This is a genomic window from Candidatus Krumholzibacteriia bacterium, assembly GCA_035649275.1.
Taxonomy (GTDB): Bacteria; Krumholzibacteriota; Krumholzibacteriia.
In genome coordinates this window covers 249,805-274,208 of sequence record DASRJW010000101.1, presented here as the reverse complement: position 1 = coordinate 274,208, position 24,404 = coordinate 249,805, and the positions used below count along the sequence as shown (strand labels likewise).

At 66.4% G+C, this 24,404-nt stretch carries 14 protein-coding genes and 2 pseudogenes; 10 read left to right on the top strand and 6 right to left on the bottom strand.

The features are described 5' to 3' along the window. Positions 1 to 447: 447 nt before the first annotated feature. Positions 448 to 994, bottom strand: a pseudogene (locus VFE28_11050) (ATP-binding cassette domain-containing protein). 144 nt (positions 995 to 1,138) lie between these two features. Here VFE28_11050 and VFE28_11045 point away from each other — a divergent pair. From VFE28_11045 to VFE28_11035, 3 genes are all read left to right on the top strand, one after another. After that, complete coding sequence (locus tag VFE28_11045) at positions 1,139 to 1,744, top strand: helix-turn-helix domain-containing protein (protein ID HZM16529.1); 606 nt, start codon at positions 1,139 to 1,141, stop codon at positions 1,742 to 1,744. After that, on the top strand, positions 1,735 to 2,574 hold the full coding sequence (locus VFE28_11040) for an SRPBCC domain-containing protein (GenBank protein HZM16528.1): 840 nt from the start codon (positions 1,735 to 1,737) through the stop codon (positions 2,572 to 2,574). Before VFE28_11045 ends, VFE28_11040 begins: the two co-directional genes overlap by 10 nt. 496 nt (positions 2,575 to 3,070) lie before the next feature. Beyond that, complete coding sequence (locus tag VFE28_11035) at positions 3,071 to 3,337, top strand: T9SS type A sorting domain-containing protein (GenBank protein HZM16527.1); 267 nt, start codon at positions 3,071 to 3,073, stop codon at positions 3,335 to 3,337. Here the strand turns inward: VFE28_11035 and VFE28_11030 are convergent. Further along, on the bottom strand, positions 3,288 to 4,250 hold the full coding sequence (locus VFE28_11030) for a class I SAM-dependent methyltransferase (GenBank protein ID HZM16526.1): 963 nt from the start codon (positions 4,248 to 4,250) through the stop codon (positions 3,288 to 3,290). The two genes, VFE28_11035 and VFE28_11030, sit on opposite strands and share 50 nt — an antisense overlap. A gap of 568 nt (positions 4,251 to 4,818) precedes the next feature. Here VFE28_11030 and VFE28_11025 point away from each other — a divergent pair. The 5 genes and pseudogenes from VFE28_11025 (at position 4,819) to VFE28_11005 (ending at position 14,102) form a co-directional block, all read left to right on the top strand. Continuing rightward, a pseudogene (locus tag VFE28_11025) lies at positions 4,819 to 5,145 on the top strand (response regulator). An 879-nt stretch (positions 5,146 to 6,024) separates the two neighbouring features. After that, complete coding sequence (locus tag VFE28_11020; GenBank protein HZM16525.1) at positions 6,025 to 6,522, top strand: glycosyltransferase; 498 nt, start codon at positions 6,025 to 6,027, stop codon at positions 6,520 to 6,522. Next, positions 6,519 to 9,089 carry a glycosyltransferase family 4 protein gene (locus VFE28_11015; protein HZM16524.1) on the top strand — a complete coding sequence of 857 codons (2,571 nt, stop codon included), beginning with the start codon at positions 6,519 to 6,521 and terminating at the stop codon, positions 9,087 to 9,089. The genes VFE28_11020 and VFE28_11015 overlap by 4 nt, the downstream gene beginning before the upstream one ends. Beyond that, positions 9,070 to 11,007 carry an ABC transporter ATP-binding protein gene (locus VFE28_11010; GenBank protein ID HZM16523.1) on the top strand — a complete coding sequence of 646 codons (1,938 nt, stop codon included), beginning with the start codon at positions 9,070 to 9,072 and terminating at the stop codon, positions 11,005 to 11,007. Before VFE28_11015 ends, VFE28_11010 begins: the two co-directional genes overlap by 20 nt. Next, complete coding sequence (locus VFE28_11005) at positions 11,004 to 14,102, top strand: alginate export family protein (GenBank protein HZM16522.1); 3,099 nt, start codon at positions 11,004 to 11,006, stop codon at positions 14,100 to 14,102. Before VFE28_11010 ends, VFE28_11005 begins: the two co-directional genes overlap by 4 nt. Here the strand turns inward: VFE28_11005 and VFE28_11000 are convergent. Genes VFE28_11000 through VFE28_10990 form a run of 3 tightly spaced genes read right to left on the bottom strand, consistent with a single transcriptional unit; the run spans position 14,086 to position 18,456 of the window. After that, positions 14,086 to 15,594, bottom strand: coding sequence for a sigma-54 dependent transcriptional regulator (locus tag VFE28_11000; GenBank protein ID HZM16521.1), 1,509 nt, complete (start codon positions 15,592 to 15,594; stop codon positions 14,086 to 14,088). The two genes, VFE28_11005 and VFE28_11000, sit on opposite strands and share 17 nt — an antisense overlap. Beyond that, positions 15,594 to 16,472, bottom strand: a complete 879-nt coding sequence (locus VFE28_10995; protein ID HZM16520.1) for a sensor histidine kinase — start codon at positions 16,470 to 16,472, stop codon at positions 15,594 to 15,596. Before VFE28_10995 ends, VFE28_11000 begins: the two co-directional genes overlap by 1 nt. A 25-nt stretch (positions 16,473 to 16,497) precedes the next feature. Continuing rightward, complete coding sequence (locus tag VFE28_10990) at positions 16,498 to 18,456, bottom strand: FlgD immunoglobulin-like domain containing protein (GenBank protein ID HZM16519.1); 1,959 nt, start codon at positions 18,454 to 18,456, stop codon at positions 16,498 to 16,500. A gap of 299 nt (positions 18,457 to 18,755) precedes the next feature. On the opposite strand from VFE28_10990, the gene VFE28_10985 reads away from it, so the two are divergent. Then, positions 18,756 to 20,357: an AMIN domain-containing protein gene (locus VFE28_10985; GenBank protein HZM16518.1), complete on the top strand. Its 1,602-nt coding sequence runs from the start codon at positions 18,756 to 18,758 to the stop codon at positions 20,355 to 20,357. A 127-nt stretch (positions 20,358 to 20,484) separates the two neighbouring features. Here VFE28_10985 and VFE28_10980 read toward each other — a convergent pair whose 3' ends face one another. Continuing rightward, on the bottom strand, positions 20,485 to 21,459 hold the full coding sequence (locus VFE28_10980) for a hypothetical protein (GenBank protein ID HZM16517.1): 975 nt from the start codon (positions 21,457 to 21,459) through the stop codon (positions 20,485 to 20,487). Positions 21,460 to 22,537: 1,078 nt separating this feature from the next. Here VFE28_10980 and VFE28_10975 point away from each other — a divergent pair. After that, positions 22,538 to 24,301, top strand: coding sequence for a S8 family peptidase (locus VFE28_10975; protein ID HZM16516.1), 1,764 nt, complete (start codon positions 22,538 to 22,540; stop codon positions 24,299 to 24,301). The last annotated feature ends 103 nt before the right edge of the window (positions 24,302 to 24,404 follow it).

Sequence of the window (24,404 nt, the reverse complement as noted above, 5' to 3'; positions counted from 1 at the left end):
CCAACCCCGGCGCCCCCGGGCCTAGGCTCGGGAGTATGCGAGCCCATCGGCGGCGTTCCCGGTTCGTTCCCAACTTGTCCCAGGAATCCCGTTGAAACGCGCTGAAACCGGCTCCCCGAACGAAGCTACGTCGAGCGAGCTACCTGCTTGCGTCATCCTCGTTTCCGATTGATTTGACATAGGTTCGGTGGTCGGGGCAGTTCGAGTCATTTTGGCCTTGGACGCTTTAGAAGTCCGCTGCTCTATCCACCTGAGCTACAGCCGCGCCTAAGGACAGGTGGCTACGGCTGTGGAGATTACCGGAGGATAGATGTTACGTCCACGGTAGGGCTGCTAGCTCGAAAGACAGTCCCCTGGCCAGTCCGCCTCGCGAGACGCCCGTTCATCCCTTGCCTCCTTCTATCGCGGCCCGCGCGAACCGCGCGCTTCGCGAACACCGGGTCGAGTCTAGATCTGCACCTGATACGTGTAGATTGCGTGATATCGCCCGCCACGGGCTCGTCATGCGTCCCGCGCTCGACGATACGCCCATGCTCGAGGACGAGAATCTGATCGGCGCGCCGGAGCGTGCTCAGACGGTGGGCGATCACGATCGTCGTCCGGCCGGCCATGAGGCGCCCGAAACTTGCTTGATGTACGCCTCACTTTCGGTGTCGAGGTTCGAAGTGGCTTCATCGAGAATGAGGATACGCAGGTCGGCAAGCAGCGCCCGAGCGATCGACACCCGTTTGAGCTAGCCACCCGAGAGCTTCACGCCGCGCTCACCAATCAGCGTATCCAATCCGTTCTCTAAGCGATCAGTGAATTCCTTGACGTGCGCCGCCGTGACCGCGTCCAGGAGCCTGTCTTTGCTTGCATCGGGGCGTGCGAAGAGGATGTTCTCTGCGATCGTCCCCTCGAATAAGAATTCGTCCTGCAGCACGACGCCCAGATGGTTGCGATAGCTGTCCAGCTTGATCGTGCTCAGGTCGTGTCCATCGATTCGCACGATTCCCTGCGTCGGCATGCGAACCGACGCCACCGCGGTCGTCCTTCCCACAGGTTTCTCATTAAGCCGTTATCAAATATGACGTTATATCGCGCTACGATCCTGGTGGACGAGCTTGACAACAAAAGTTGTCAGTGCTCTAATCGGCGCATGCTCGATCTCGAAGTCATCGAGAACCCGGCCGCTGCGGTGGTGGCACTCGACCCGGTGCGGGCCCGGCTACTAGCCGAGCTCGCCGAACCCGGCTCGGCGGCCTCGCTCGCCCCGCGAGTGGGGCTCGCGCGCCAGAAGGTGAACTATCACCTGCGGGCGCTCGAGGCCCAGGGGCTCATCCGACCGGTCGAGGAGCGGCGGTGGGGAGGCTTGGTCGAGCGACGCCTGCTGGCGACCGCCAGGTCCTACGTCGTGTCACCGGCCGCTCTCGGGGAAGCCGCGAGCGACCCCGCCCGCGCTTCGGATAGGCTTTCGGCCCGCTACCTGATCGCACTCGCCGCCAGGGTGGTGCGCGAGGTCGGCGAGCTCGTTAGACGCTCGCAGGAGAAAGGCAAGCATCTCGCCACGCTTTCGATAGACTCCGAGGTCCGTTTTCGCTCCCCGGCGGAGCGCGCGGAGTTCACGAGCGAACTCACCAGGGCCATCACCCAGCTCGTCGCTCGCTACCACGATGAGTCCGTGCCTGGCGGCAGGGCGCATCGCCTGGTGGTCGTCGCCCATCCACTGCCCGGCAAGACCCGAAAGGACACATCATGCCCGTGAAGAAGCATCCATCCGGAAAGCGTTCCATCGGAGTCGAGACCGAAGTCCCCGGGACTCCGGAGGAGGTCTGGCAGGCCATCGCGACCGGACCCGGAGTCACGTCCTGGTTCGCCCCCTGCCGGATCGAAGGCCGAGAAGGTGGTGCCATCGTTCTCGATTTCGGACCGGGCATGGAATCGAAAGCCACCGTCACCGCCTGGGATCCTCCCCGTCGGTTCGCCGCCGAGAATCCCGGCGGCATGGGTCCCGGCTCGCCGACGATGACAACCGAGTGGACGATCGAGGCGCTATCGGGAGGAGTTTGTCGGGTCCGCGTCGTCCACAGCTGGTTCGCGAGCACGGACGATTGGGACAGTCAGTTCGAGGGCGTCGAGCAAGGCTGGCCCGCGTTCTTCCGCATTCTCAAGCTCTATCTCGTCCACTTCCGAGGTCGATCCTGCTCGCAAATCCAGCTCATGCCCTTCAGCCAGGAGCCCAAGGACAAGGCATGGGCCGCGCTCATGGAGCCGCTGGGTCTCGTGGGTGTTGCGGTCGGGCAGTCGGTCAAGTCGGCTGCCAGCGCGCCCAGCGTGTCTGGCGTGGTCGAGCGGATCGGCGAGAGCGACGACCCGGAAGAGTTGCTGTTGCGGCTCGAGCAGCCGGCGCCTGGCATCGCCCATCTCTTCGCGATGCCCATGGGAGGCCAAACCTGCCTGTCGGTTCGCTTCTACCTGTACGGCGAGCAGGCGCAGGCCGTCGTCGCGCGCGAGGAGCCGGTGTGGCAGGCGTGGCTCCAGCGACTCTTCCCGTCTGCACCCACAGCGACCGAGACGGAAGCGACGAAACCCTGAAGTCCTTTTTCGAAGACCCCCGGCCCCGCGACAGCCCGTGGGCCGGGGGTGGTTCGACCGTGCGCATTCTGGCTCCGGCACACGGTCTTCACCCGAGGTGCTCTGACCAGGCCTCCAACCTGACCAGAGACCCATCCCCTGTTCAGATTTCAATAAGGCGTGACCCCAACGCTTTCCCTGTTGAGCGAATAGATCCGCCAAGATACACTGACGCCGTTCGGAAACTAATACCCGGCGCACGCGGCCTCGGTCGATAAGTGCCGTGTCGAAGGAGGTAGAGTACCGTGAGGTACTGCCTCCGACCCCTCCGATCGTTCATCGCCCTCTTCACCGCCGTAGGCGCCAGCGCCCGCACGTGGTGCCTGAACCTTGTTAGGCGGCGCACGCTCCCTCGATTGAGACACCGATCGATCCACGGGTTGCAGAGCTGCCAATGCTGTCATGTCGCAATCGTCACCTGGTCCCTCGAACTCCCGCCGGCGCCCCAACGCGGCTCATGGCTCTCTATCCGAACCCGGCAAGCGGGCGCGTGGTGATCCCGTTTTCGAGCGGTTACGGCGAGAGGGTGCGGCGCACCGTGTACGACGTGGCCGGGCGCGAGGTGGCCCGCGTCTTCGAAGGCTGGCTGCGACCCGGAACAGGGCAGTGGATCTGGTCGGTCGAGGATGAGCGAAGCAGAATCAAGCTGGCGGCCGGGGTGTATGTGGTTCGGCTCAGGACCGAGCACGGGGTGCAGGCGCGCAAGTTGGTGCTCGTGGAGTGACGTTGGCACGAGGACGATTTCGTAGCCAGACCTTGATGCGCTCGCACAGGAGGTCCTCGCGGGTGACGCCGGGCAGCAGGGTCGCCAGGACGTCGGGGTACCGGGCGAGCACCTGGTCGCCCAATGTGGAGTAGCTCTGTCTCCATTCGAGAACTTCGCAGCCCATCTGGTCGATCACCTGTCGCCATTCCGCTACGGTGAAGCGGTTCAGAGTATCCAGACGCTTGTAGCGCCTTGCAGCGACGCGCTCGCCCTCATGGGTCGCGACAAAACGATCATACTCAGACAGCGTCAGCCTCGCGTGCGCCCAGGGAATATCGACGATGCCGCGCTTGTGACAGCCGCGAACCCAGTAATAGGGATCGATACTCAGATGAATCAGGCCGCCGCCTTTGACCACGCGCACCATCTCTTGCAAAGCCGGCTCGATGGGTCTGATGTGCTCCGTCGCCGAACGGGACATCAAAACATCGAACGTCCCCGTCGCGAAACCAAGGGAGGTGGCGTTCATCCGCGCAAATTGCGTTGTGCCTGGTGGCAATGCACCTGAGGCCTGGCCCATTGTAGCTGCGAGCCTTCGCGCTTGCTCCCCTCTCCCGTTGGGTGTGAACAGGGGTAGTTCGAGGTCGATGCCCACGAGAATTCTCGCCGGCTGCTCGCCGAGCACCAGAACGTTGCTTCCATCACCGCAAGCGACATCGAGTAACGCCACACCGTCCAACGGCACGGACCAGTGGCGGAAGGACTCGAGTAGCCGCTCGGCGCGACTGCGCTTCTTGGTCGCAGCAGCCGCGTATTCAGCTTCGGTCCAAGTCGCGCGCGGGGTCGTGGGCTGACGGTAGTCGAGCAGGAACTGGCGGAAGCCCCCAACTACGCGTAACCGGCTGTCGTCATCCCGGATGAATTCTCTCACGGTGGACTCCCGAGGCGGACTCCCGGAGCACGAGCGCGGCCACTGGCCTCACGGCCCACCTTGAGGCCAGGGCTCTTTCGAGGGCGACAAGGTTTCCGACGCCCGAAGCAGAACGAATCTCGCGAACACAACCATGAACAGGAGGACGCTGAAGATCATCACGATGACGATCCAACGGTCTTTGAAGCTGAGCGGGCTCAGCGACAATGGCCTGAGCGGCGTGACTGTAGCGAAGGCTCGCTTCCGCCGTAGTCGGAGCTCCATGGACTCGTAAGAAAGCATCGATCGGGCCAGAGGTGTCGGCTCTTAAACGGTGCATCCACCGTCTCGCACTGTCTCACCGCAAGGCCGGCGCGACGCTTCGAGACACTTCGAGACAGGGATCCACGCTGGAGCGCCTCCTTGCTGGCGCTGCAAGCCCCTGCCCTAGAGCAAGTTGATACCGGGATGCGGGAATGGCGCCGGCTGTGCGAGCAGCTTCCCTTTGGATGCCTCCGCCCTAGGAGGCAGGCATGCGGAGAACCGCATGGTCCCGGGCGGGCTGGGCTCTCCCAAGGAGTGAGTCGCGATGCCTGGTGTGCTCGTCGTCGAAGATGAACCGGTCGTGCAGCTGCATTTGGCTCGGCTCGTGGTCGATCTGGGTTACGAACTGTGCGGCACGGCTGCGGACGGTGCGGAAGCACTAGCCTGCGCTGCGGTGAGCCTGCCTGACCTCGTGCTCATGGACGTCCGCCTCCCAGGCGGCCTGGACGGTATCGCGACCGCAGGCGAACTGACGGCGCGCCACGGAGCGGCCATTGTCTTCGTGACCGCTCACGCCGACGACGAGACGGTGGCGCGCATCGAGGCCGCCGGTGCTTCGGCCTATGTCATGAAGCCATTCCTGGCCCCCGAGATCCGCGTCGCCCTCTCGACCGCACTGCGTCGGGGCGGGAACGGCAGCGGCGGGAGCAGCAGCGAGTCTGGGCGACGGTTGCAGCCTGATGCCACGCGAGAGCCGCAGCGCGAGGCCACGCGAGCGTTGCAGCGCGAGACCGGCAGGAGGCGGCAGCGAACTTCCTTGGACGGCAGGCGAGTCCTGCTGTACTCGCACGACACGTTCGGGCTGGGGCATCTGCGGCGCTCGCTGAACCTGGCCCGGGCGATGTTGCGCCAAGACCCGCACCTCTCGCTCCTCCTCGCCACCGGCTCGCCGGTGGTGCATGGGTTCGCCGTACCGCCGGGGATGGACTACGTCAAGCTGCCATCGGTACGGAAGATCGCACCATCACGCTACGCCTCACGCTCCCTCGAGCTGCCCGGGGGCGAGATCACGGCATTGCGCCGTGAGATCCTGCTGCGCACCGCCAAGGACTTCGAGCCCGATCTCCTGGTAGTCGACCACGCGCCGACCGGCATGGGCAACGAGATGCTGCCGGCGCTCGAGCAGCTGGAGAGGCGCGACTGCATCCGCGTGCTGGGAATGCGCGACGTCATCGACGATCCGGTGAGCGTTCGCGGCGTCTGGGCACGCGAGGGCACGCAAGCGGTGCTCGCGCGACTCTATGACCAGGTGTTGGTGTACGGCATGCAGGGGGTCTTCGACCCCGTCACGGCCTACGGCTTCGAGCCGGAGGTGGCGGCCAAGACGCGCTTCGTGGGGTTTGTCACGGGCTCCGAGGCCACGGACGGCGAGCGCGAGGCGTCCTTCCTCGAGACCCTGCCGCGACCGCTCGTGGTGGTGACCATCGGCGGCGGCGACGGGGCCAACGAGCTCGTGCACTGCTGGCTCGACATGCTCTCCCGCTTCCGCTCGCGCATCGACTTCTGGAGCGTGGTGCTCACCGGCCCGCTCGTCCCCCCACCGCTTGCCCGGCAGTTCGCCGCCGCCACGCGGCAGCTGCCCGTCACCCTCAGGGACTTCGTGGCGTCCACGCGACCGTACACGAGCCGTTCGGATCTCGTCGTCTGCACCGCCGGCTACAACACGATGACCGAGGTGCTGGCCGTGGCAGCTCGGGCCCTCGTCGTTCCTCGCGTCCTCTATCGCAACGAGCAACTACTACGCGCCGAGCGCCTCGCCGAGCTGGGGCTCGTCGAGCTGCTGCGCCCCGAGCACCTGGATCCCGCCCGGTTGCTGGCCAGCGTCGAGGCCCAGCTCGCCAGCAGCCGCACCCCGCTGCGCGAGGCCCGCACCGCGCGGCTGCTGCGTTTCGATGGCGCCGACCGGGCCGCAGACCATTGTCGAGAGCTCCTCGGCGCTGCCTGCGCCACAACGAGAGGTGGAGCATGATGGAGAGCAGCGCCTGCCTCAAGGTCGCCTACGTCCTCAAGCGCTTCCCGCGCTTCTCGGAGACGTTCATCCTCACCGAGATTCTGGAGCTCGAGCGGCGTGGCGTGGAGGTGGTGGTCTACTCCTGGCTGAAGCCCGGCGAGGGGCGCTTCCACGCCCAGACCTCGCAGCTGCAGGCGAAGGTGCACTATCTCGATGAGCTCGATCCGTACCTCTGGCACGAGTGGCTGACGGCGCAGTGGCCCGTGCTCGGACCACGGGTCGAGCGCTTCTGGGAGATCCTGCGCGATTCCCTCGAGCGCGGCGACTCGGGGCGGCTGCCGGAGATCCTCTGGGGCGCCTGGCTGGGGGCGGAGGTGCTGCGGGAAGGCGTGCAGCACATCCACTCGCACTTCGGCACCATGTCGAGCACCGTGGCGTGGTTCGCGTCGCGGGTCTCCGGCGTGCCGTTCAGCTTCACCGCGCACGCCAAGGACATCTTCGCCTACTCCATGTCCGACCATCGCCTGCGCGAGAAGCTCGCCGCCGCCAGCCGGGTCATCACCGTGACGCGTTTCAACCGGCGTCACCTCCTGCAGCAAGGATCTGGTCTCGATCCTGCCGCCGTGCGCGTCATCTACAACGGCATCGATCTCGACTCCTTCGCCCTGGATCCCGGGCGCGTGCGGCAGTCGAACCTGATCCTGTCGGTGGGACGCCTCATTCCGAAGAAGGGCTTCGACGACCTGCTCGACGCCTGCGCCCTCCTGAAACAGCGGGGAGTCGACTTCCACTGCCTGGTCGTCGGCGAGGGGCCCGACGAACCCACCCTGCTGCAGAAGCGGTTCTTCCTCGGGCTCGAGCGCGAGGTGGAGTTCTGCGGCGCCAAGCCGCAGCACGAGGTGGCGAAACTGATGCAGAGGGCGACGCTCCTCGCCCTCGCCTGCAAGGACGGACCTGAAAACGATCGCGATGCGTTGCCGACCGTGTTGCTCGAGGCGCTCGCTTGCAGCCTGCCGGTGGTGTCGACGGACTTCTCGGGCATCCCGGAAATCGTCGATTCAGGCGTCGACGGCTTGCTCGTGCCGCCCGGGGACGCGGACGCGCTCGCCGATGGGATCGAACGGCTGCTGGCCTCGCCCGAGCTCCGGCTGCGCTTCGCCAAGGCGGGGCGCGACAAGGCGGAGCGCCGATTCGACGTGCGCCACAACGCCGGCGAGCTGCTCGATGTGTTCCTGGACTGCGCCCGGCGTCGGCCCGCGGCGCTGCGGACGAACGAGCGCGGTCGGCGCGTGCTCGTCCTCTGCGCCGACCGCGGCTTGCCCTTCGGCGGCACGAAGGGCGGCTCGGTGCACCTGCAGGAGTTCTCAGAGGCGCTACAGGCGGCAGGTTGGTCGCCCACGCTCGTGGTCGCGGGTCGCGACACGGGGAGTACTCATGTGCCTGAGTATCCGGTCTTGACGCTGCCACGCAGGTCGGGCAATGGCAACGGGGGGACCGAATCCCGCGAAGCACAGGGATTCCACATCCAAGCCGTACAGCGGCTTCTCGGCGACTTGCATCGGACCCGGGGGTTCGACTTCGTCTACGAACGCTACTCGCTCTTCAGCACGGGCGGCCGGATGCTGGCGCAGAAACTCGGCATTCCCCATGTCCTCGAAGTGAACGCGCCCCTCATCGACGAGGCGACGGAGTTCCGCCAACTGGAGGACATCGAGCTGGCGCGGGACGTCGAGCGCTATCTCTTTTCCACCACCGATCACGTGATCGTGGTGTCGAGCGAGTTGCGCGACTACGTGCTCCGGGTCGCGCCGGCGGCCCCGGTGAGCGTGATCCCGAATGGCGTGCGGCTGGAGCCGTTCGAAGCCGGCGAGAGAGCCGATGCCTGGCGGGAGCGTCTGTGGGTCGCCGGCGCCGAAGAGTTCCTCGTCGGCTTCATGGGTCGCGTGCGCCCGTGGCATGGCGTGGAGCTCTTGATCGATGCGGTCGCCGGGCTGGGGCCGGAGGCAGGCGTCTCTCTCTGTGTGGTGGGCGCCGATCGGGAGGTGGGCCCGGGCCTCACGCAGCGGGCAAGGGAGCGCGGCCTGGATGGGCGCTTCCGCTGCCTCGAACCGGTGCCGCACGACGTCGCGCCGCAGGTGCTGCAAGCGATGGACGTCCTGGTGGCGCCGTACCCGCAGCTCGAGCGTTTTTACTTTTCCCCGCTCAAGGTGTTCGAATACATGGCCGCCGGCAAGCCGATCGTCGCTTCGGCGATCGGTCAGGTGCGAAGGATCCTGGTGGACGAACACACCGCGCTCCTCGTGCCGCCCGGCGACTCCCGCGCTCTCGGAGCCGCACTCCTCCGCCTGCAGGCAGATCCCGCGCTCGGGACACGGCTGGGGAGTGCGGCACATGCAGCGGCGCGGGAACACACCTGGGCGAAGCGCATGGAGAGCGTGGGCGCGATTCTCGAGTCCCTGCGCCCCGGTGCTGAAAAGCTGCGCCCAGGCGCGGAATCAGTGAAGCGCGCGGAGACCGGCGCGGGAACCGGTGCAGAGAGACCCGCGGGCACTCCCATGGAGACGTATGCCACGGATCCGCTCTAAGCTGCCACACCTCGACCTCGGCTCCTACGTGCGCATCTGGCGCGAGATGGGCAAGCACCTCTACCCGCACCGCGGCGCTCTGGCGCGGAGCGCGTTGGCGTCCTTCGGCGTCTCCCTCACCGCCTTGCTCGCGCCGTGGCCGCTCAAGATCGTCTTCGATTACGTGCTCGCGCCGCCCAAGGGCGCGCACCCCGAATGGTTCTCGCGCTGGCTCGTCGGGATCGACCCGGGCTGGATCTTGGCGGGGGCCGCGGTGTCGGTGCTGGCGTTCACGGCCATCAACGGCGCTCTCTCCTACACGGCCACCATCCTCTCTCAGGTGACGGGGCACCAGGTCGTGGCGGCGATCCGGGCCCGGCTCTTCGCGCACACCCAGCGCTTGCCGCAGTCGTGGCACGACTACCGGGAGACCGGCGACGTCATGGCGCGACTGACCGGTGACGTCCAGCTCGTGGAGGAGCTGCTGGTGGACAGCGTGGTCACCTTCGCGAGCCAGGCCTTCCTCATGCTGGGCATGCTGGGCATCATGTTCTGGCTCGATCCGCTGCTCGGGCTCGCTTCCATCTCCATCGCGCCGCTCTTCGTGATCGCCGCCTTCAGCTTCTCGGGCCGGATCAAGTCCGCGGCGCGCAAGCAGCGCACCACCTACGGGAAGATCGTCGATTCGATCCAGGAAACGCTCGTTGGAATCGCGCACGTCAAGAGCTTCGGGCAAGAGGAAGCGCGCGAGGAGGTCTTCTCGCGCTCGACGGATCGTGACGTGCGGACGAACATTCGCACCACGCGACTGGAGGCCAAGTATCAGCGCACGGTCGAGATGTTGAACGCGCTGGGCACCTGTCTCGTTCTCGGCCTCGGTGCCATGCGTGTCCGCGACGGCGTCATGACACCCGGCGACCTGCTCATCTACCTCAACTATTTGCGGCGACTCTACCGGCCGCTCCAGCGTGTGGCTCGGGCTTCGACCCGCAGCGCCAAGGCCACCGTGCGCGGGGAAAAGATCCTCGAGGTCTTCGCGCTACCGACCGAGCCGAACGATCCCGCGGAGGAAATCCCCGAGGCGATGGTGCAAGGCGAGGTGCGCTTCGAAAACGTCACCTTCTCGTATCGTGGCGACGCGTCGGTGCTGTACGACGTTTCCTGCTCCATGCCGTCCGGGAAGACGACGCTCGTCCTCGGAGCCACGGGGGCCGGGAAGTCGACGATGGCGAAGCTGCTGCTCCGCTTCTACGAGCCTGCCAGCGGACGGATCCTGCTCGACGGCAAGGGCATCAGGTCTTTCCCGATCTCCCAGCTGCGCCAGCTGGTGACGCCCCTGTCCCAGGACGCCTTCCTCTTCCGCACCACCATCGCCGAGAACATCGCCTTCGGCCGCCGCCATGCGACGCGCGAGGAGATCGAGGCGGCCGCTGCGTTCGTGGGAGCGGACGCCTTCGTCCGCCGCCTGCCGGATGGGTACGACACGCTGGTCGGCGAAGGCGGTCTGACGCTCTCGGGCGGGCAGAGGCAATGGATCACCTTCGCCCGGGCCGCGCTGCGCCAAAGTCCGGTCATGGTCTTCGACGAGCCTGCCACGGGCCTCGACGTCCACGCCGAGGCCGAGACGAAGGGCGTGTTGAAGAAGCTCGGGCGCGGACGTACGATGATCGTGATCACGCACCGCCTGGGTTTCCTGGATCTCGCCGACTGGGTGATTTTCCTCTGCGACGGCCGAGTCAGCGAAGAAGGCACGCTCGAGGAGTCGGTGGAGCGACGCGGCGAGCTCTACGACTACCTGGCCCGGGGGCGGGAACATTTGGCGGCGCTGCGCTGGCTCGAACGTGTGGTGGAGCGGGGTGTCGTCCACGAGGAGCCGGGTATCCTCCGCGAGGAGCAGGGTGTCCTCCACGAGGGAGGGGCGAGGGAGGAGCGGCCGTGATCGCGCCCTTCGAGCCTTGGCGTTTCGACGCCGCTTGCGATCCCGAGGTCCTGCGGCCCAGCCTCGAGCACGGTCTCGAGCGCAACAGCGTCGGCAAGGTGCAGCTCGTCGACCTCGAGGTGCCCCGCGTTTTTCCTCGCCCGCACGGCGGACTCACCTTGCAGCTCAGCGGGCGTGCTCAGCGTGAGGGGGCGTCAGAGCTGGTTCCGGTCGTCCTCGGTGGCCATCTTCTGGGAGCGTTCGAGGGCTGGCCCGAGTACACGACGATACATGACGACAAGGTGCTGCGCTTCGAGAAGCTCCGGCTCGTCGTGCCGCTCTTCCCTTACGACCCAAACTTATGGCGCCTGCCGCAGCTGCTGCGCGAGGACCTGGCGCTAGCGCTGCTGCGCCGCGCTGGCGTGGCAGGGCTCGACGACGCTTCGGCGCTCGTACCCCGATTGCTCGGCTACCGACTCGAGCGCCGTTGCGTCGTCCACCATCGTCCCCTGAGCGGATCGAAGCGCACAGCGGCAGCGGCCCTCGTCACCAAGGCGCTCCGTCCGAGCCGTGTGGCAGCACTCCAGAATGCCGTCCAAACTCTCATCACTGCCGGCGCCGAAGACCTCGCCCCGAAGACCCTGCTCCTCGACCCCAGGCGTGGCCTGTACGTCATGGAGGAGGCACCGGGCCGCTCTCTCCGCGAGCTCGTCTCTCAGGCCGTCCCTCCGCCGTCCGTCATGACCCCGGAGTTCGCCTCGGGATGCGAGGCTGCGGGCCGCGCCCTCGCCCGACTGCACGCCCTCCCGAAGGAAGCTTTCCCGCGGCGGTGTGTCGCCGATGCACTGCGACCGCTCGACGGGCTCGTCGAGCTCGCCCGCCAGTTGCTCCCGCAGTGGTCGGAGGAACTCGGCCGGGCGCGTGACTCCGTCTTCGCCAAAGCACCGTCGGACCTCCAGCTTCGTGATCAGTCCACGGTGCACGGCGACTTCTACGACAAGCAGGTGCTCTACCGTGCCGGGCGTGCCACCGTCCTCGACTGGGACGGACTCGCCTGTGGCGACCCGGCACGGGACCACGGCAACTTCACCGCCCATGTGGCCCTGCGCGCCGAGCAAACGCCAGAATGCGCGGCAGAGATCGAGCGGGGTGCGGTGCGCTTCGATCGCGGCTATGGCAGCAGCTCCTCCGAGTTCGCCGCCCGCGCTCGCTGGTGGGAAGCGGCGACGCTCGTCCGTCTGGTGGCGCTCTACGGCTTGCGGCGACGCTGGCAGCACCTGGTTCCAGCGCTCCTCCGACGCTCCGGGCGCTCGCTGGAATCGTTGTCTGGGGTGGCAATGCTTCTCGCGTTGATGCTCACAGGGATCCCACGCCAGGCTCGGGGACAATCTCCCGAGTACATGAAGATCCAGCCACACGTGGGTCAAGCGCTCGAGATCTCCGGGGCGTGGAGCGATGCTGGACTCTTCGTCGCGAGCGACATCCAAGTGCTGCCCGAACCACGCTCCCCTCAGCTGCGAGGTGCGCTCGAAGCCGTGGACGTGGAGAAACGCACTCTCGTCGTGTACGGCGTGCGCCTGCAGCTCACGGACGGTACCAAAGCGGACAGCACCGAAAGCGCTGGTGCCGCCCTCGCAGCCCTGCAGCCCGGGCAGCGCATCGAGGTGAGCTGCGCCGTGGACGAGCGCGGGACCTGGACCGTTCGCCGTCTGAACACCAGCACGGTCAAGGCGAGCGACAAGATCAAGGGCACGACCACCCGTGCGGCGGTAGACGGGGCCGCGCCCGACACGCTCGAGATCTCGGGGTTGCGCATCCTGCTCACGGCCAAAACCCAGGTGAAGGTACCGCAGCAACAGCAGCAAGAGGTTCGGCGCGAGCGCGACCTCTTTCCCGACCTGGCCCGGCGCGACCGTACGCACGCGACGGCGTCGCTCGCTGGGAACAGGATGCGCTTTCTCGGCGAGTATCGCGGTCACGCGCGCTCGCGCACGGATTACGACCTTTCGCGACGTTACGACTCGGATGCGAGCGAAGGCTCCTCCGAGCTGCGTCTGGGCTTCGCAGGCTACTGGTCCGAGTCGCTGTGGACCTTCGCGCAGATGCAGATCAGCCACGCCACGGCGCTGGATCCGGAAGAGCTGCTGCGCCCTCGCCTCGAAGGCAGACTCACGCAGCTCTACGCGCTGTTCCACACTCGGGGAGCGCATCGTGTCGCCCTGCAGGTCGGCCGCCAGGACTTCGACGAGCCGCGCGAGTGGATCTTCGACGAATACCTGGACGCGGCGCGACTCGTCCTCTACGGGTTCGGCCCCCTCGTGGTCGAGGCAGCATTCATCCGGCCCTACCACCCGATCAATCCCGCCTTCGCCACCTGGTCGGACGGGTTCGCGATGGCGCGCTGGTACTTCAACTCGCAGAACCACGTGGCGGTCTGGGGTCTGGCGCGGAGCGATCGCAACCCGGTCCGTGAGCGCCAGCCCGTGTGGATCGGCGCCCGCTACTTGGGGCAGTGGCGCGGCACGGTGCGACCATGGCTGGACCTAGCGTCGATGCGGGGTGAAGACAAACATCGCACCCTGCGCGCCTGGGCCTTCGATGCCGGCGCCACCTGTGTCGCCACCGGCGTCCGGGGCATGCCTGCACTCACCGTGGGCTATGCCGTGGGCTCGGGCGACGCCTCGACTGCCGACGGTGTCGACGGCAACTTCCGACAGACCGGCTACGAGGACAACTGGTCGCGCTTCGGCGGCCTCGTGTCGCAGAAGATCTATGGCACGCTGCTCGACCCCGAGCTCAGCAACCTCGAGGTCTCGACTCTCGGCGTGGCTGCACGACCGATGCGTGACGCCTCGGTCGAGCTCATCTGGCACCGCTACCGGCAGCAGGCGGCCTACGACAAGCTGCAGGGCAGCAATCTCGTCGATCCACCGGCGCGCCCGAACGGTGCCAGCGCCGATCTTGGCTGGACTGTCGAGGTCGTGGCGGCGGCACCTGCATTGTGGGGGAGGCTGCGCGCCAGCTGGACCACCGCGTTCTTCCGACCTGGCGACGCGTACAACCCGCGCCATGAAGACGCGATCCTGAACCGGCTCGATCTCACTGCTTGGTTCTGAGCCCGAGCTGCGCCGTTCGCTCGCCGGGGGCCTCGCGCTCCTTGGTGGTTCGCTCGCCAGCAGCCGCCGCCTCGAGCTGCTCCAGCCGCCGGTAGAGCGTGGCGCGGCTCATGCCGGCCAGCCGCGCCGCTTGGGCGCGGTTGCCGCCCGTCTTGGCGAGGGCGTCGAGGAGCCGCTGGTCGGTGCGCCGTTCGCGTTCGGCGCGCGTCCAGAGGCTCGCCCCTCCGGAATTCGAGCCCTGCTCCTGATGCGGCGCAAACTCCTGGATCTCCTCAGGCAAGTCCTCCGGCTCGAGCCGGAAGGTGTGACAGGCAAGCACGGCGAAGTCGATGGCGTGGCGCAACTCCCGCACGTTGCCGGGCCAGTCGTACGCCCCGAGGGACCGCTGTGCCGCCTCGCTCACCGAGTCGATGGCCTTCCCTACCACCCGGCGCGCCTGTTCGAGGAACCATTGCGCCAGAAGCGGCACGTCCTCGCGCCGCTCGCGCAGTGCCGGCAAATGCAGGCGCGCCACGCGTAGGCGGTACAAGAGGTCGGCGCGGAATCTGCCGGCGCGCACCTCCGCGCCGAGGTCGTGCTGCGAAGCCACGACGACACGCACGTTCACCGGACGCGAGCGCGTCTCGCCGAGCCGGGTGATCCGGCGTTCCTCGAGCGCGCGGAGGATCGTCCTTTGCAGGCTCGGAGACATGTCGCCGATCTCGTCGAGGAGCAGTGTGCCCCCGTCCGCGGTTTCGAAGAAACCCGGCTGATCGCGGACTGCGCCGGTGAAGGCGCCGCGCCGATGTCCGAACAGCTGGCTCGAGAGCAGCGAGTCCGTGAGTCCCCCGCAGTTGACGGCAACGAAGGGACCCTGTCGCCTCGAGCTGCAGGCGTGGAGTGCCCGTGCCGCGAGCTCTTTCCCCGTTCCCGTCTCGCCTTCCACAAGGACGGTCCAGTCGAGCCGCGCGAGCTCCTGGATCTGTTCGAAGACACGTTGGATGCCGGCGCTCTTGCCCACGAGACCCTGGAAGCCTGACGGCGATGTCGGGCGGGGGGCAGGGCGCGACGGCACAGCGTCGCGCCCGGGTGAACCCTGCCCACAGGGCAGGCTCTGTTCCTGGCGCCGCAGCTCTTCGAGGTGGCCGCGGGCGCTGGCAAGGGCTGCCCCCACGTCGGCGCTCATGACCGGCTTCACCAGATAGCCGAGCGCTCCCACCTCTTCGACCCGCCGCATCGTTTCACGGTCGGAGTACGCGGTGACGAAGATCGCCCGGAGGTCGTGGGTCTCACGCAACTCGCGCGCCAGAGCGACGCCGTCCGAGTCGTCCGCGAGCCGCAGGTCCATGAGGACGAGATCGGGCGTCTTCGCCGCCTTCGCGACACCGGCCATCGCCTCGGCGCGGCAGTCAGCGCTGCCCACGACTTCCCATCCCAGGTCGCGCACGATCTTCTCCAGATGCACGCGCATCAGGACCTCGTCTTCGACGATGAAGAGCCGCCGCGACATCATCACGCCACCGCCTTTTGCATCCTGTCGGTCCTGGGGAAGGTGACGTGCACGCGCGTGCCGGCGTCGCTCTCGATGGCCACCGAGCCTCGCAGCTGTTTCGCGAAGGTCGAGACCAACGTCATGCCCATGTGCCCGGGCTTCCCGCGCTGCGCTCCCGGCAGCATGCCGACACCGTCGTCGGCCACGGTGAGCACGCAGGCATCACCCTGACTGGCCAGCTGTAGCCGCACCTCCCCGGAGCGATCCGCTGGGAAAGCGTGCTTCAGGGCGTTGGAGAGCAGTTCGTTGGCGAGAAGACCGACGGTCATCGCCCGATCGACATCGAACCGCAGGTCCTCGAGATCCAAATGCAGGGAGATGCTCTGGCTGTGGCCGTAGCTGTCCAAGAGGTGCGACGCCAGCTGCCTCAGGTAGTCCCGAGCGTCGATATGCTCGAACTGACCCGCACCGTAGAGAGACTCGTGGACGAGCGCCATGCAGCGGATGCGGTTCTGGCTCACCTCGAGCTTTTCGGTCAGTAGGCGGTCACCGATCGAGCGCGACTGGAGGTCGAGCAGGCTGGAGACCACCTGCAGGTTGTTCTTGACCCGATGGTGAACCTCGCGCAGGAGCATCTCCTTTGCTTCGAGAGAGCGCTGCAAACTCGTTTGAATAGCCCTGAGCATGGCGACGCACTGCATCGAGATCGCGAGCCGTTCGGCCATGGAGTTCAAGGTGCGCCACAGAAGAACGGCGACCAGGAACACGAGCGCGGCGACGGTAATGCTGGTAGCGAGAACGGTATGGCTCGCTTCCACCCTTCGAGCCGTGAGCGCGACCGCGACGACCAGCGCCACGGTCGCCAGGGATCCGAGGAAGATGCACCGACGCAAGCTCAACACTGGCCTCCGCTCGGGTCGAATCTCACCGCAGCAACAGAATCTTGCGCGTCTCCGTTGTGCCCGCTGCCCGCAGGATCACGAAATAGAAGCCCGAAGGAGCCGGCGTGCCGTCCTCCTGCTGGCCTTCCCACTCGCAGGTGAAGGTGGAGACCGGGCGATCACCGTGTTCGAGGCGGCGGACGCGGCGACCGGCAACGTCGTAGACGTCGATGCTCACCGTGGACGGATCCCGCACGCGAACCCCGATCTCGATGGCGCCGGCGAAGGGGTTGGGTGCCAGCGACTGGAAGGAGGCGGAGCGTGGCCCCCTGTCCTCGGGTGCTGGCAACACGAAAGCGACCTCGGTGTCGGCGTTGACGTCGATCCCCGTCAGGGTGACGTTGGTGAACTCGGCGACACCAGTCGTCGTAGGTGGCGTCACCGTCGCATCGTAACGTCCGGGTGAGAGCGCAACGATCGCGACGCCGTCGGCCCCTGATTCCCCGTGGGGTGCGTAGACCTCGGCGCCCGCAGGCGAGGTCAGCAAGCGGAGAACCGCGCCGCCTACCGGTGCGTTCATGGTGTCCGTGACCCTGGCGGTGAGCAGAACGCCGGTTTCGAGGACGATATCCTCCAGTGCGACGTCACCCGCCACCGTCACCGGAGGCAATCGCCGGGCCACGAGACGCGCGCCACGAGGCGGCGCCAGCAACAGCTCGATCTCCCGCCGTGGCAGCGCCAGGTCGAAGGCCCCGGTCGACGCCGTGCTCGTGAACGGCGCACCGACCGCCTCCCCGCTGGGGACGGCGCGCGCCTGAACGGTGACGTCGGCGACGCCCTCCCCCGCCGTGTCGACTAAACGTCCGTTCACGTGCACCCATCCGTGCGCCGGGAGCCCGGCGGTGACCGTCATGTCTTCCGTCACCGGGATGCCGCGCAGAGTGGCGCGGTCGAGGTTTCTACCCGAAGGCGGGTCGAAGCGGAACGAGTACATGTCGGGCCGGAGCGTCAGCTCGACATGACCCTTCGCATCCGTCTTGTTCCGTGGCATGAAGAGTTTTTTCCCGGTGTTCTCCTGGATGACGTCGAGCTCGGCCCCCGCGAGCGGCGCGCCGGTGGAATCGAGGGCGACGGCGGTCACGAGGAACCCGTTCTCCAGAACGCGATCCAGCCTCGTGTCGCCTCCGATCGTGACGCTGTCCATCCGCGCCGCGACCGCTCGGCAACCCGGGGGCGAGACGAAGCGTACTTCGAAGGTGCCCGGCGGCACTGCCGTCTGGTAATCGCCGTTCGCGCCGGTCGACTTGTTCAGCAGCATCACCTTCACGCCATCCTCCCGCCTGCGCAAATCGAGATCGACGCCGCTCCAGGGCCTGCCGCCCGGATCGCTGACATGCCCGTAGAGCAGCACGCCGGGCTCCAGGGCCACGTCGAGGTTTCGGTCCCCCAGGACCGTCATGGCGTCGAGCTGCAGCCCTTGCCAGTGCGCACCGCGCGGGGGAGTGAAACGGAAGCGGTAGAGTCCGTCAGGGACGACCACAGCGTAGGCGCCGGTGGCAGGATCGGTCCTGTCGTTCGGCGTGAACACCCGTCCGCCCGACATGCGGTCCACATCCACATCCACCCCTCCGAGCGGGACGCCATCCGCCGTCCTCACCACACCTGCCACCACCGTGCCCGGATCGAGCACGACATCCAGCTCGAGCCCACGGTCGGGCCTGAGATCAATCGGCGCGAACTCCTTGCCGAGGAGCCTCGAGCCCGGCGGCGGGGCGAACGTCACCGTGTACAGCCCAGGAGGCACGCAGACGCTGTAAAAACCGAAGACATCGGTGCCGTCACCGTGTGTCGTGAGCTTGACCCCAGTGTCGTAGTCGAAGAAGTCCAGGTCTCCCTCGACCACGGGGCGCCCCGCACCGTCGCGCACGAAGCCGGAGAGGCACGACGCCAACGCGCCGGCAGCGAACCCCCCTAACCCGACGGCGAACGCAACGGCGCTCACCGCGCAGGTTCGGCAGCTCTTCCCACCTCGGAATGACATGACCCCGCGCCCCGTTCTCTGCGGGCACGGAAAGGCATGCTGGCCCTCTCCGAGCCGTGGGCCTATGAGCCAGCCCCGGGCCGGCTCGGCATATGTGCATTTTATGAGCCCCTCGGAAGGAGATGAATCGGGCAGACACCTAAATATGTAGTAAGGAAAACGCCCGACTGTCACGACGAGGCGATCTCGCTAGCATGGCGTCAGCACAGGAAGGAAGTCGCATGACCGCCTGCCGGGGGGAGTCGCTCTTGATTCGAGCCGTGGCCTGGACCTCTGCATGCCTGCTCTCTGGCTCCGCAGCAGCTCAGACGCTGGATGGAATCGAGTTTCGCGACACGGCGCAGCAGAGCGAAGTCCTGCTCAAGATGAGTGGGATGCCGACTCCGCGTGTTCTCGAGCTAGCCTCCCCTGCCCGCCTCGTCCTCGACCTCGAGGGGACGAGGAAGGCTCTCCAGGTGAGCCCTCCAGAGTTGACGGAGGGCCCCGTCGCACGGGTGCGTGTCGCGCAGTTCGCCCAGCACCCCGTTCCGATCACGCGGATCGTCGCCGATCTGCGCCGGCCGTGCCGGTACGACCTGCAGTGGGTGGAGGGCGGTCTCGTCCTGGTGCTGACGGACAAGCCAGCTGGCGTTGCAGAGGAACTGGTGGAGAACGCGGATGTCCTGCGGCGCTTCCTCGATGTGTACCAACGCGATCGAGACCCGGATGGGGCGATGGCTCTCCTGGTCGACGGGATCCGCGGGAACAAGATCCGCTTCGACGACACCGAGAATCTGAAGGCGGTTCTGGACGACGTTGCCGAGTACTATGCGTCCCACAACCAGGACGACAAGCAGTTCATGGATCTCGTCACCAGCATGCTGGATGGGGGACGTATTCGACTCATCGTCGATCAGTTCCACGACAAGGCGCTTCGCGAGGCAGTCCCCGAGAAAGGTGCGGCTCGAACCCGGAAAGGAACCGGTGTCGGAGGCTCTTCGGCCCAGTCGGCAGCGGACCGCTATTCGAGCCTGTACGTGCTTGCTGTGGAGGCTGAGCGCCGATGGAGAGCTCCCGCAGCACTCACCATCGACAACCTCGCCTCCAGAGGCCAGGAGTGGAAGCCACTGGCGTATTCCGTCACCTGCAAGAACCGCGCTGGCCGCACCGTAGCCTTGCCCGTCGATCTGATCGTTCAGGTAATTCCTCCCAATGCCGCCAGGCATGACGCCAAGGCGCGCACTCTCGTCCCCATGCGGGTTGGATCCTTCGTACTCCGCGCGAGTACCGCGGACGGGGCGCTCCAAGTGGAGAAGCAGGTAACCATCCAGCCGCAAACGATGCCGGAAGAGCCCATGGCTTCATTGATACCGAGGCGTGGGATCCTGGAAATCGACGAGCGCGCCGAATTCACGGTCACTGCAAACGACGCTCTGCAGCGAAAGGGATGGAGAGTCGAATGGGAACCTCAGGACGTCTTGAGCGGGCTGAAGAACTACGAGGATAGCTCCAAGGCGGTCATCACCATCCACGCCCGTCGAAGTGGTGTCGGCCGACTTCTGGTCACCGGTGGCGGCAAGGAACTGAGCGAGGCCCAGCTCTATGTACCGCCCACGGCACCATCCAAGATTGCGCCGGTGACTCTGACCTTCGCCACGGCCGGGGCCGTCGCTGGCGCGATGGCAGCTGCTGACGATGGAAACTCGGATGCGAAGGTCTGGCTAGCGTATGCGGCAGTGCCAACGCTGGCGCTGAGCGCCGTTATCAACTGGTGGCGGTATCGGGAGCAGGGAGAGACGCGTGAGCGGTTTCTCCGGGAGCAGCCCGCTTTCGAGGGTTCCCCACCGGTGGCTCGGGCCACGACTCCCCGCGAGCGGCCATGATGCCGGCAAGAAGGCCCACCTGCGGCGCCGGGCCGCCACATTAGCTCACTACTCAGGGTACCGCTTGCACCAACAAGACCTCCAGCCGGGTCCGGTGCGAACGGCACCGGACCCCGAGCGCACCGGCCTAGCAGAAGGCCGGTGCGACGGTGAGGATCCGGGAGGAGGCACCGGGCGACAGCAGTTCCAGGGTGGCGAGGAAGCTCTTGTGGGTCATCCCCGACCCGAGGAAGGTCCAGCGCGTCGCCTGGCGCTGCACCGAGCGGAATTCTTCGCGCTCGGCTTCTCCGAGGGTGCGTCGGGCAGCCCGCTCGAACGCGGCCAGGTCGAACTCCACCTGCTGAATGAGCCCGCCGTCGAGCATCCCGCCGATCTCCAGGTAGCCGTCGATGGCGGTCGCGACTTCCTCCGGGCTGCAGGCGGCGCCGATGGCCTCCACCATCAAGGTATCCAGCTTGGCGTGCTGCGCTTCCTCCATCCAGTGGTGCTTCAGGAGGCTCTTGAACTGCGGGTCCAGCTCTCCATCGTCGCGGATGCTGTCGACGTAGTGACGCTGCGTCATCCATTCGATCTGCAGGATGGCGAGCGCCACGGAGAGCGGGTGCTTCGACAGCACGGCCTGCGCGATCGCCTCGGGCGGACCGATGACCTCGCACTCGCTGCCGAATTCGCGCAGGAACTCCTGGCGGAAGCGCCGGAACAACTGGATGTGCTTCGCTTCCTCGGCCGCGAACTGCAGGAAGGCCCGCACCCGCGTATCGTCGGCGTGCAACATCGGCCGGACATGATCGAGGACGTAAGGCACGATGAACTCTTCGACCAGGCCGAAGATATAGAGGTAATCGTGCCCGCGAATCTGGTTCAGGATGCGCTTCTCGGCAGGTGACAGGAAGGCGAGGCCCTGGACACGCGCCAGCGACTCCGGCAAGAACGGCTTGGAGAAATCGAGGCGCTTGTCGCCGCCGATCACGTCTTCCACGCGCCAGTTGACCCGCTCGGAAGCGGCGAGCGCCGCCTCATAGGTGTAGCCCGGCCAGCCCTCGCGGCGCATGCCGCCGGCGGCTGTGGGGCTCGGGTCCAGGGTCATCGTTTCGGGTCGCATGGGGTTTCCCTTCGTGGCGGTCACTTCGTCCGACGGGTCGCTCCCGTCTCTTGAAGAAGGAAACGCTGCCACCGTGTGAGAAACCGTTGGAAGGACCGTGGAGAATGCGGGAAAATGACGGTGGAATCTCCGGAGTCTGCAGCCACGCGCCCTCGTTCCAGGCCCTCTCACCCCATCCATGGCAGGGTCGCCGTGAGGCATTAAGTTGTTGCGGATAAACCTGTTAGGCGATCTTGAAGTGCTCCGCGAGGGCCCCGGAGGAAGCGAGGGGCCGACGTGGAGCTCGTGATCGTTGAGCGTCGCTTCGATACCCCGGTCGATTTCGAGTCGATTCAATCGGTCGAAAGCGCCAGCGCCGGTTGCCTGCAAACGCACCGGGTGACCTTCGTGCAGACGCTCTTCTCGCGCGACCGCAAACGCATGCTCTGTCTGTACGAAGCGCCGGACGCCGAATCCGTCCGGGTTGCCGAACGCAAGGCCGGTGTTCCCTTCGACCACGCCTGGGCCTGCGAACGCATCCGGGAACATGGTGCGGGGCCCCCGCCGACTCGCGGGTACACGTCGTTGCCGAGAGACGCTTCACCGCGCCGATCACGCCGCAGGACGTCCGCAGGATCCAAGCGGCTCGACCTCGTGCTTGGAGGCAAACGACGCCAAGCGCCTCGAGTCCTATCTCTCCCAGGACGGGCTCACGATGATCTGTGTTTTTCTGGCCCCGGACGCGGAATCGCTGCGGCGAGCCGGGCGAATGCTCCAGATCCACGATGAGATCATCTGGTCCGCCACGCTCCACTTGCCTCTGGCTTGAGCCCTCCCAAGTTTCTCTTGCGCGCCTGCCGTACCGGGCTGGTGAAGCGGCGTGATGCCGACTGGGCCGTTTTTGTCCATGACGGCCAGCTTCATTGCGTTCCAGACGAGCCGGAGATGGCGTCAAATTGCAGGTGCCATTCCTTGCTTATTACATTGCAGGCACACCACTTGCACATTGCATGGACGACGCATGGAGTACGAAAGATCAGCGAGTTCCGTCTCGTAAAGTGGTGTCCGTTGGGTGGAGGAGGATGTGATGGATCAGGGGATGAAACGGCTCGTTCGCTCGCTTCTAGCACTCTCCACGGCTACGCTCGTTTCCTCGTGCAAGTCGAAGCAACCCGTCGAGGATGTGGCCCCGGAACCACCGGTGGCGCCGCCGGCTTGCGCGCCCGATGAAATGCTGGTCAAGTTCAAGCCGACGCTCTCTGCACAGCAGGTGGAGGCGTCGCTGGCTGGGGCGGGGTTCCAAAGCCTGGCCTATTTCCCGGCCATCGATGTCCACCTCTGCCGCATCACCTCGCCTGGCGACGCACGGGTGACGGCAGAGCGCTACACCAGCGATCCGGCGGTGGTTTATGCCGAGCCCAACTACATCTACAAGGCTTCGGCGGTGCCGAACGACCCCCGCTTCGCCGAACTCTGGGCGATGCAGAACGCCAATGACGCCGACATCGACGCGGTGGAAGCGTGGGACACGCAGAAAGGGAGTCACGACGTGGTCGTCGCCATCATCGATACGGGCGTCGACTACAACCACGAAGATCTGCACGACAACATGTGGCGGAACCCGGGCGAGACCGGGAAGGGCAAGGAAACGAACGGCAAGGACGACGACGGCAACGGCTTCATCGACGACGTCTTCGGCTGGGACTTCGCCTCGAACGACAACGATCCGATGGACGATAACGCCCACGGCTCGCACGTCGCCGGCACCATCGCCGCCAGCGGCGACAATCAAAAGGGCGTCGTCGGCGTGAACTGGCGCGCCTCCATCATGGCGCTCAAGTTCCTGGATGGCAATGGCAGCGGCGACGCGTCGGACGCCATCGGAGCCATCCTGTACGCAGCCCAGAACGGCGCCCGGGTGCAGAACAACAGCTGGGGTGGCGGCGGGTTCTCGCGGGCCTTGCAGGAGGCCATCGTGTTCGCCCGCGACCACAATGTGCTCTTTGTCGCAGCGGCAGGCAACGAGGGCAGGGACAACGACAATACGCCCAGCTACCCGTCCAACTACGAGGTCGAGAACGTGCTCGCCGTGGCCGCCTCCGATCGCGACGATCGGCTCGCGACCTTCTCGAACGTCGGGCGCAAGACCGTCGACCTGGCCGCTCCGGGCGTCGGCATCCTGAGCACGACGCCGGACAATGGCTACCAGTCCTTCGACGGCACTTCGATGGCCACCCCGCACGTGAGCGGCGTTGCCGCCTTGGTGCTGGCGCAGTATCCCGGGCTCGGGTATCGCGAGGTCATGGTGCGCCTGGCGGGCAGCGTCGAGGTGAAACCCGCGTTCGAGACCAACACCGTGAGCGGCGGGCGGCTGAACGCCCAAGGTGCGCTCTCGACCGAGCCACAGGTGGCATTCGTCAGCCGTTTGGACAATACTTCGAATGTGGACGGACCCTATCACGTGCAGGCGGAAGCCACGGACGATGGCACGATCGCTACCGCCGAGCTAGTCTACCGGGTGAATGCGGGCCCGACGACGATGGTGGGGATGACCTCGCCGGCGCCGGGCGTTTACACCGCCGACATCGCCGGCCAGGCTTTCGGGTCCGTGGTCAGCTACTTCGTCACGGTGAGCGACGATGGAGGGCAGACGCGTCAGAGCCGCACTTTCGAGTTCCAGGTCGCCGCTCCCGAGGGCGGCCAGCCGTGCGGGAACTTCGCGCTGACGCTCCCGGGATCGACATCGAACGGCCGCCAGCTGCTGCTGGGACTCGGCAACCTGGCGATCGTCATCCTCGGTATCCTGGCGCTCAGGAGAACGAGTGTCCAAGCACGTTCACGTGTGGGCAGGCAGGCCCACTGACCTGACGAGTCGCGGGTGCGGTCGTTCGCTTCGGGAGGGCCGCACCCGCGCCGCGATCCGTGTTCACCGCTTCTGGGGCTTGCTCGCCCTCGTCGTGTTCGGC

What these genes read in the sequence shown, in the direction of transcription:
- VFE28_10980 (HZM16517.1), bottom strand. Translation starts at nt 21,459, where the DNA reads ATGCGACCCGAAACGATGACCCTGGACCCGAGCCCCACAGCCGCCGGC.
- VFE28_11020 (HZM16525.1), top strand. Translation starts at nt 6,025, where the DNA reads ATGCTCTCCCGCTTCCGCTCGCGCATCGACTTCTGGAGCGTGGTGCTC.
- VFE28_11000 (HZM16521.1), bottom strand. Translation starts at nt 15,594, where the DNA reads ATGATGTCGCGGCGGCTCTTCATCGTCGAAGACGAGGTCCTGATGCGC.
- VFE28_10975 (HZM16516.1), top strand. Translation starts at nt 22,538, where the DNA reads ATGAAACGGCTCGTTCGCTCGCTTCTAGCACTCTCCACGGCTACGCTC.
- VFE28_11045 (HZM16529.1), top strand. Translation starts at nt 1,139, where the DNA reads ATGCTCGATCTCGAAGTCATCGAGAACCCGGCCGCTGCGGTGGTGGCA.
- VFE28_11040 (HZM16528.1), top strand. Translation starts at nt 1,735, where the DNA reads ATGCCCGTGAAGAAGCATCCATCCGGAAAGCGTTCCATCGGAGTCGAG.
- VFE28_11015 (HZM16524.1), top strand. Translation starts at nt 6,519, where the DNA reads ATGATGGAGAGCAGCGCCTGCCTCAAGGTCGCCTACGTCCTCAAGCGC.
- VFE28_11035 (HZM16527.1), top strand. Translation starts at nt 3,071, where the DNA reads ATGGCTCTCTATCCGAACCCGGCAAGCGGGCGCGTGGTGATCCCGTTT.
- VFE28_11010 (HZM16523.1), top strand. Translation starts at nt 9,070, where the DNA reads ATGCCACGGATCCGCTCTAAGCTGCCACACCTCGACCTCGGCTCCTAC.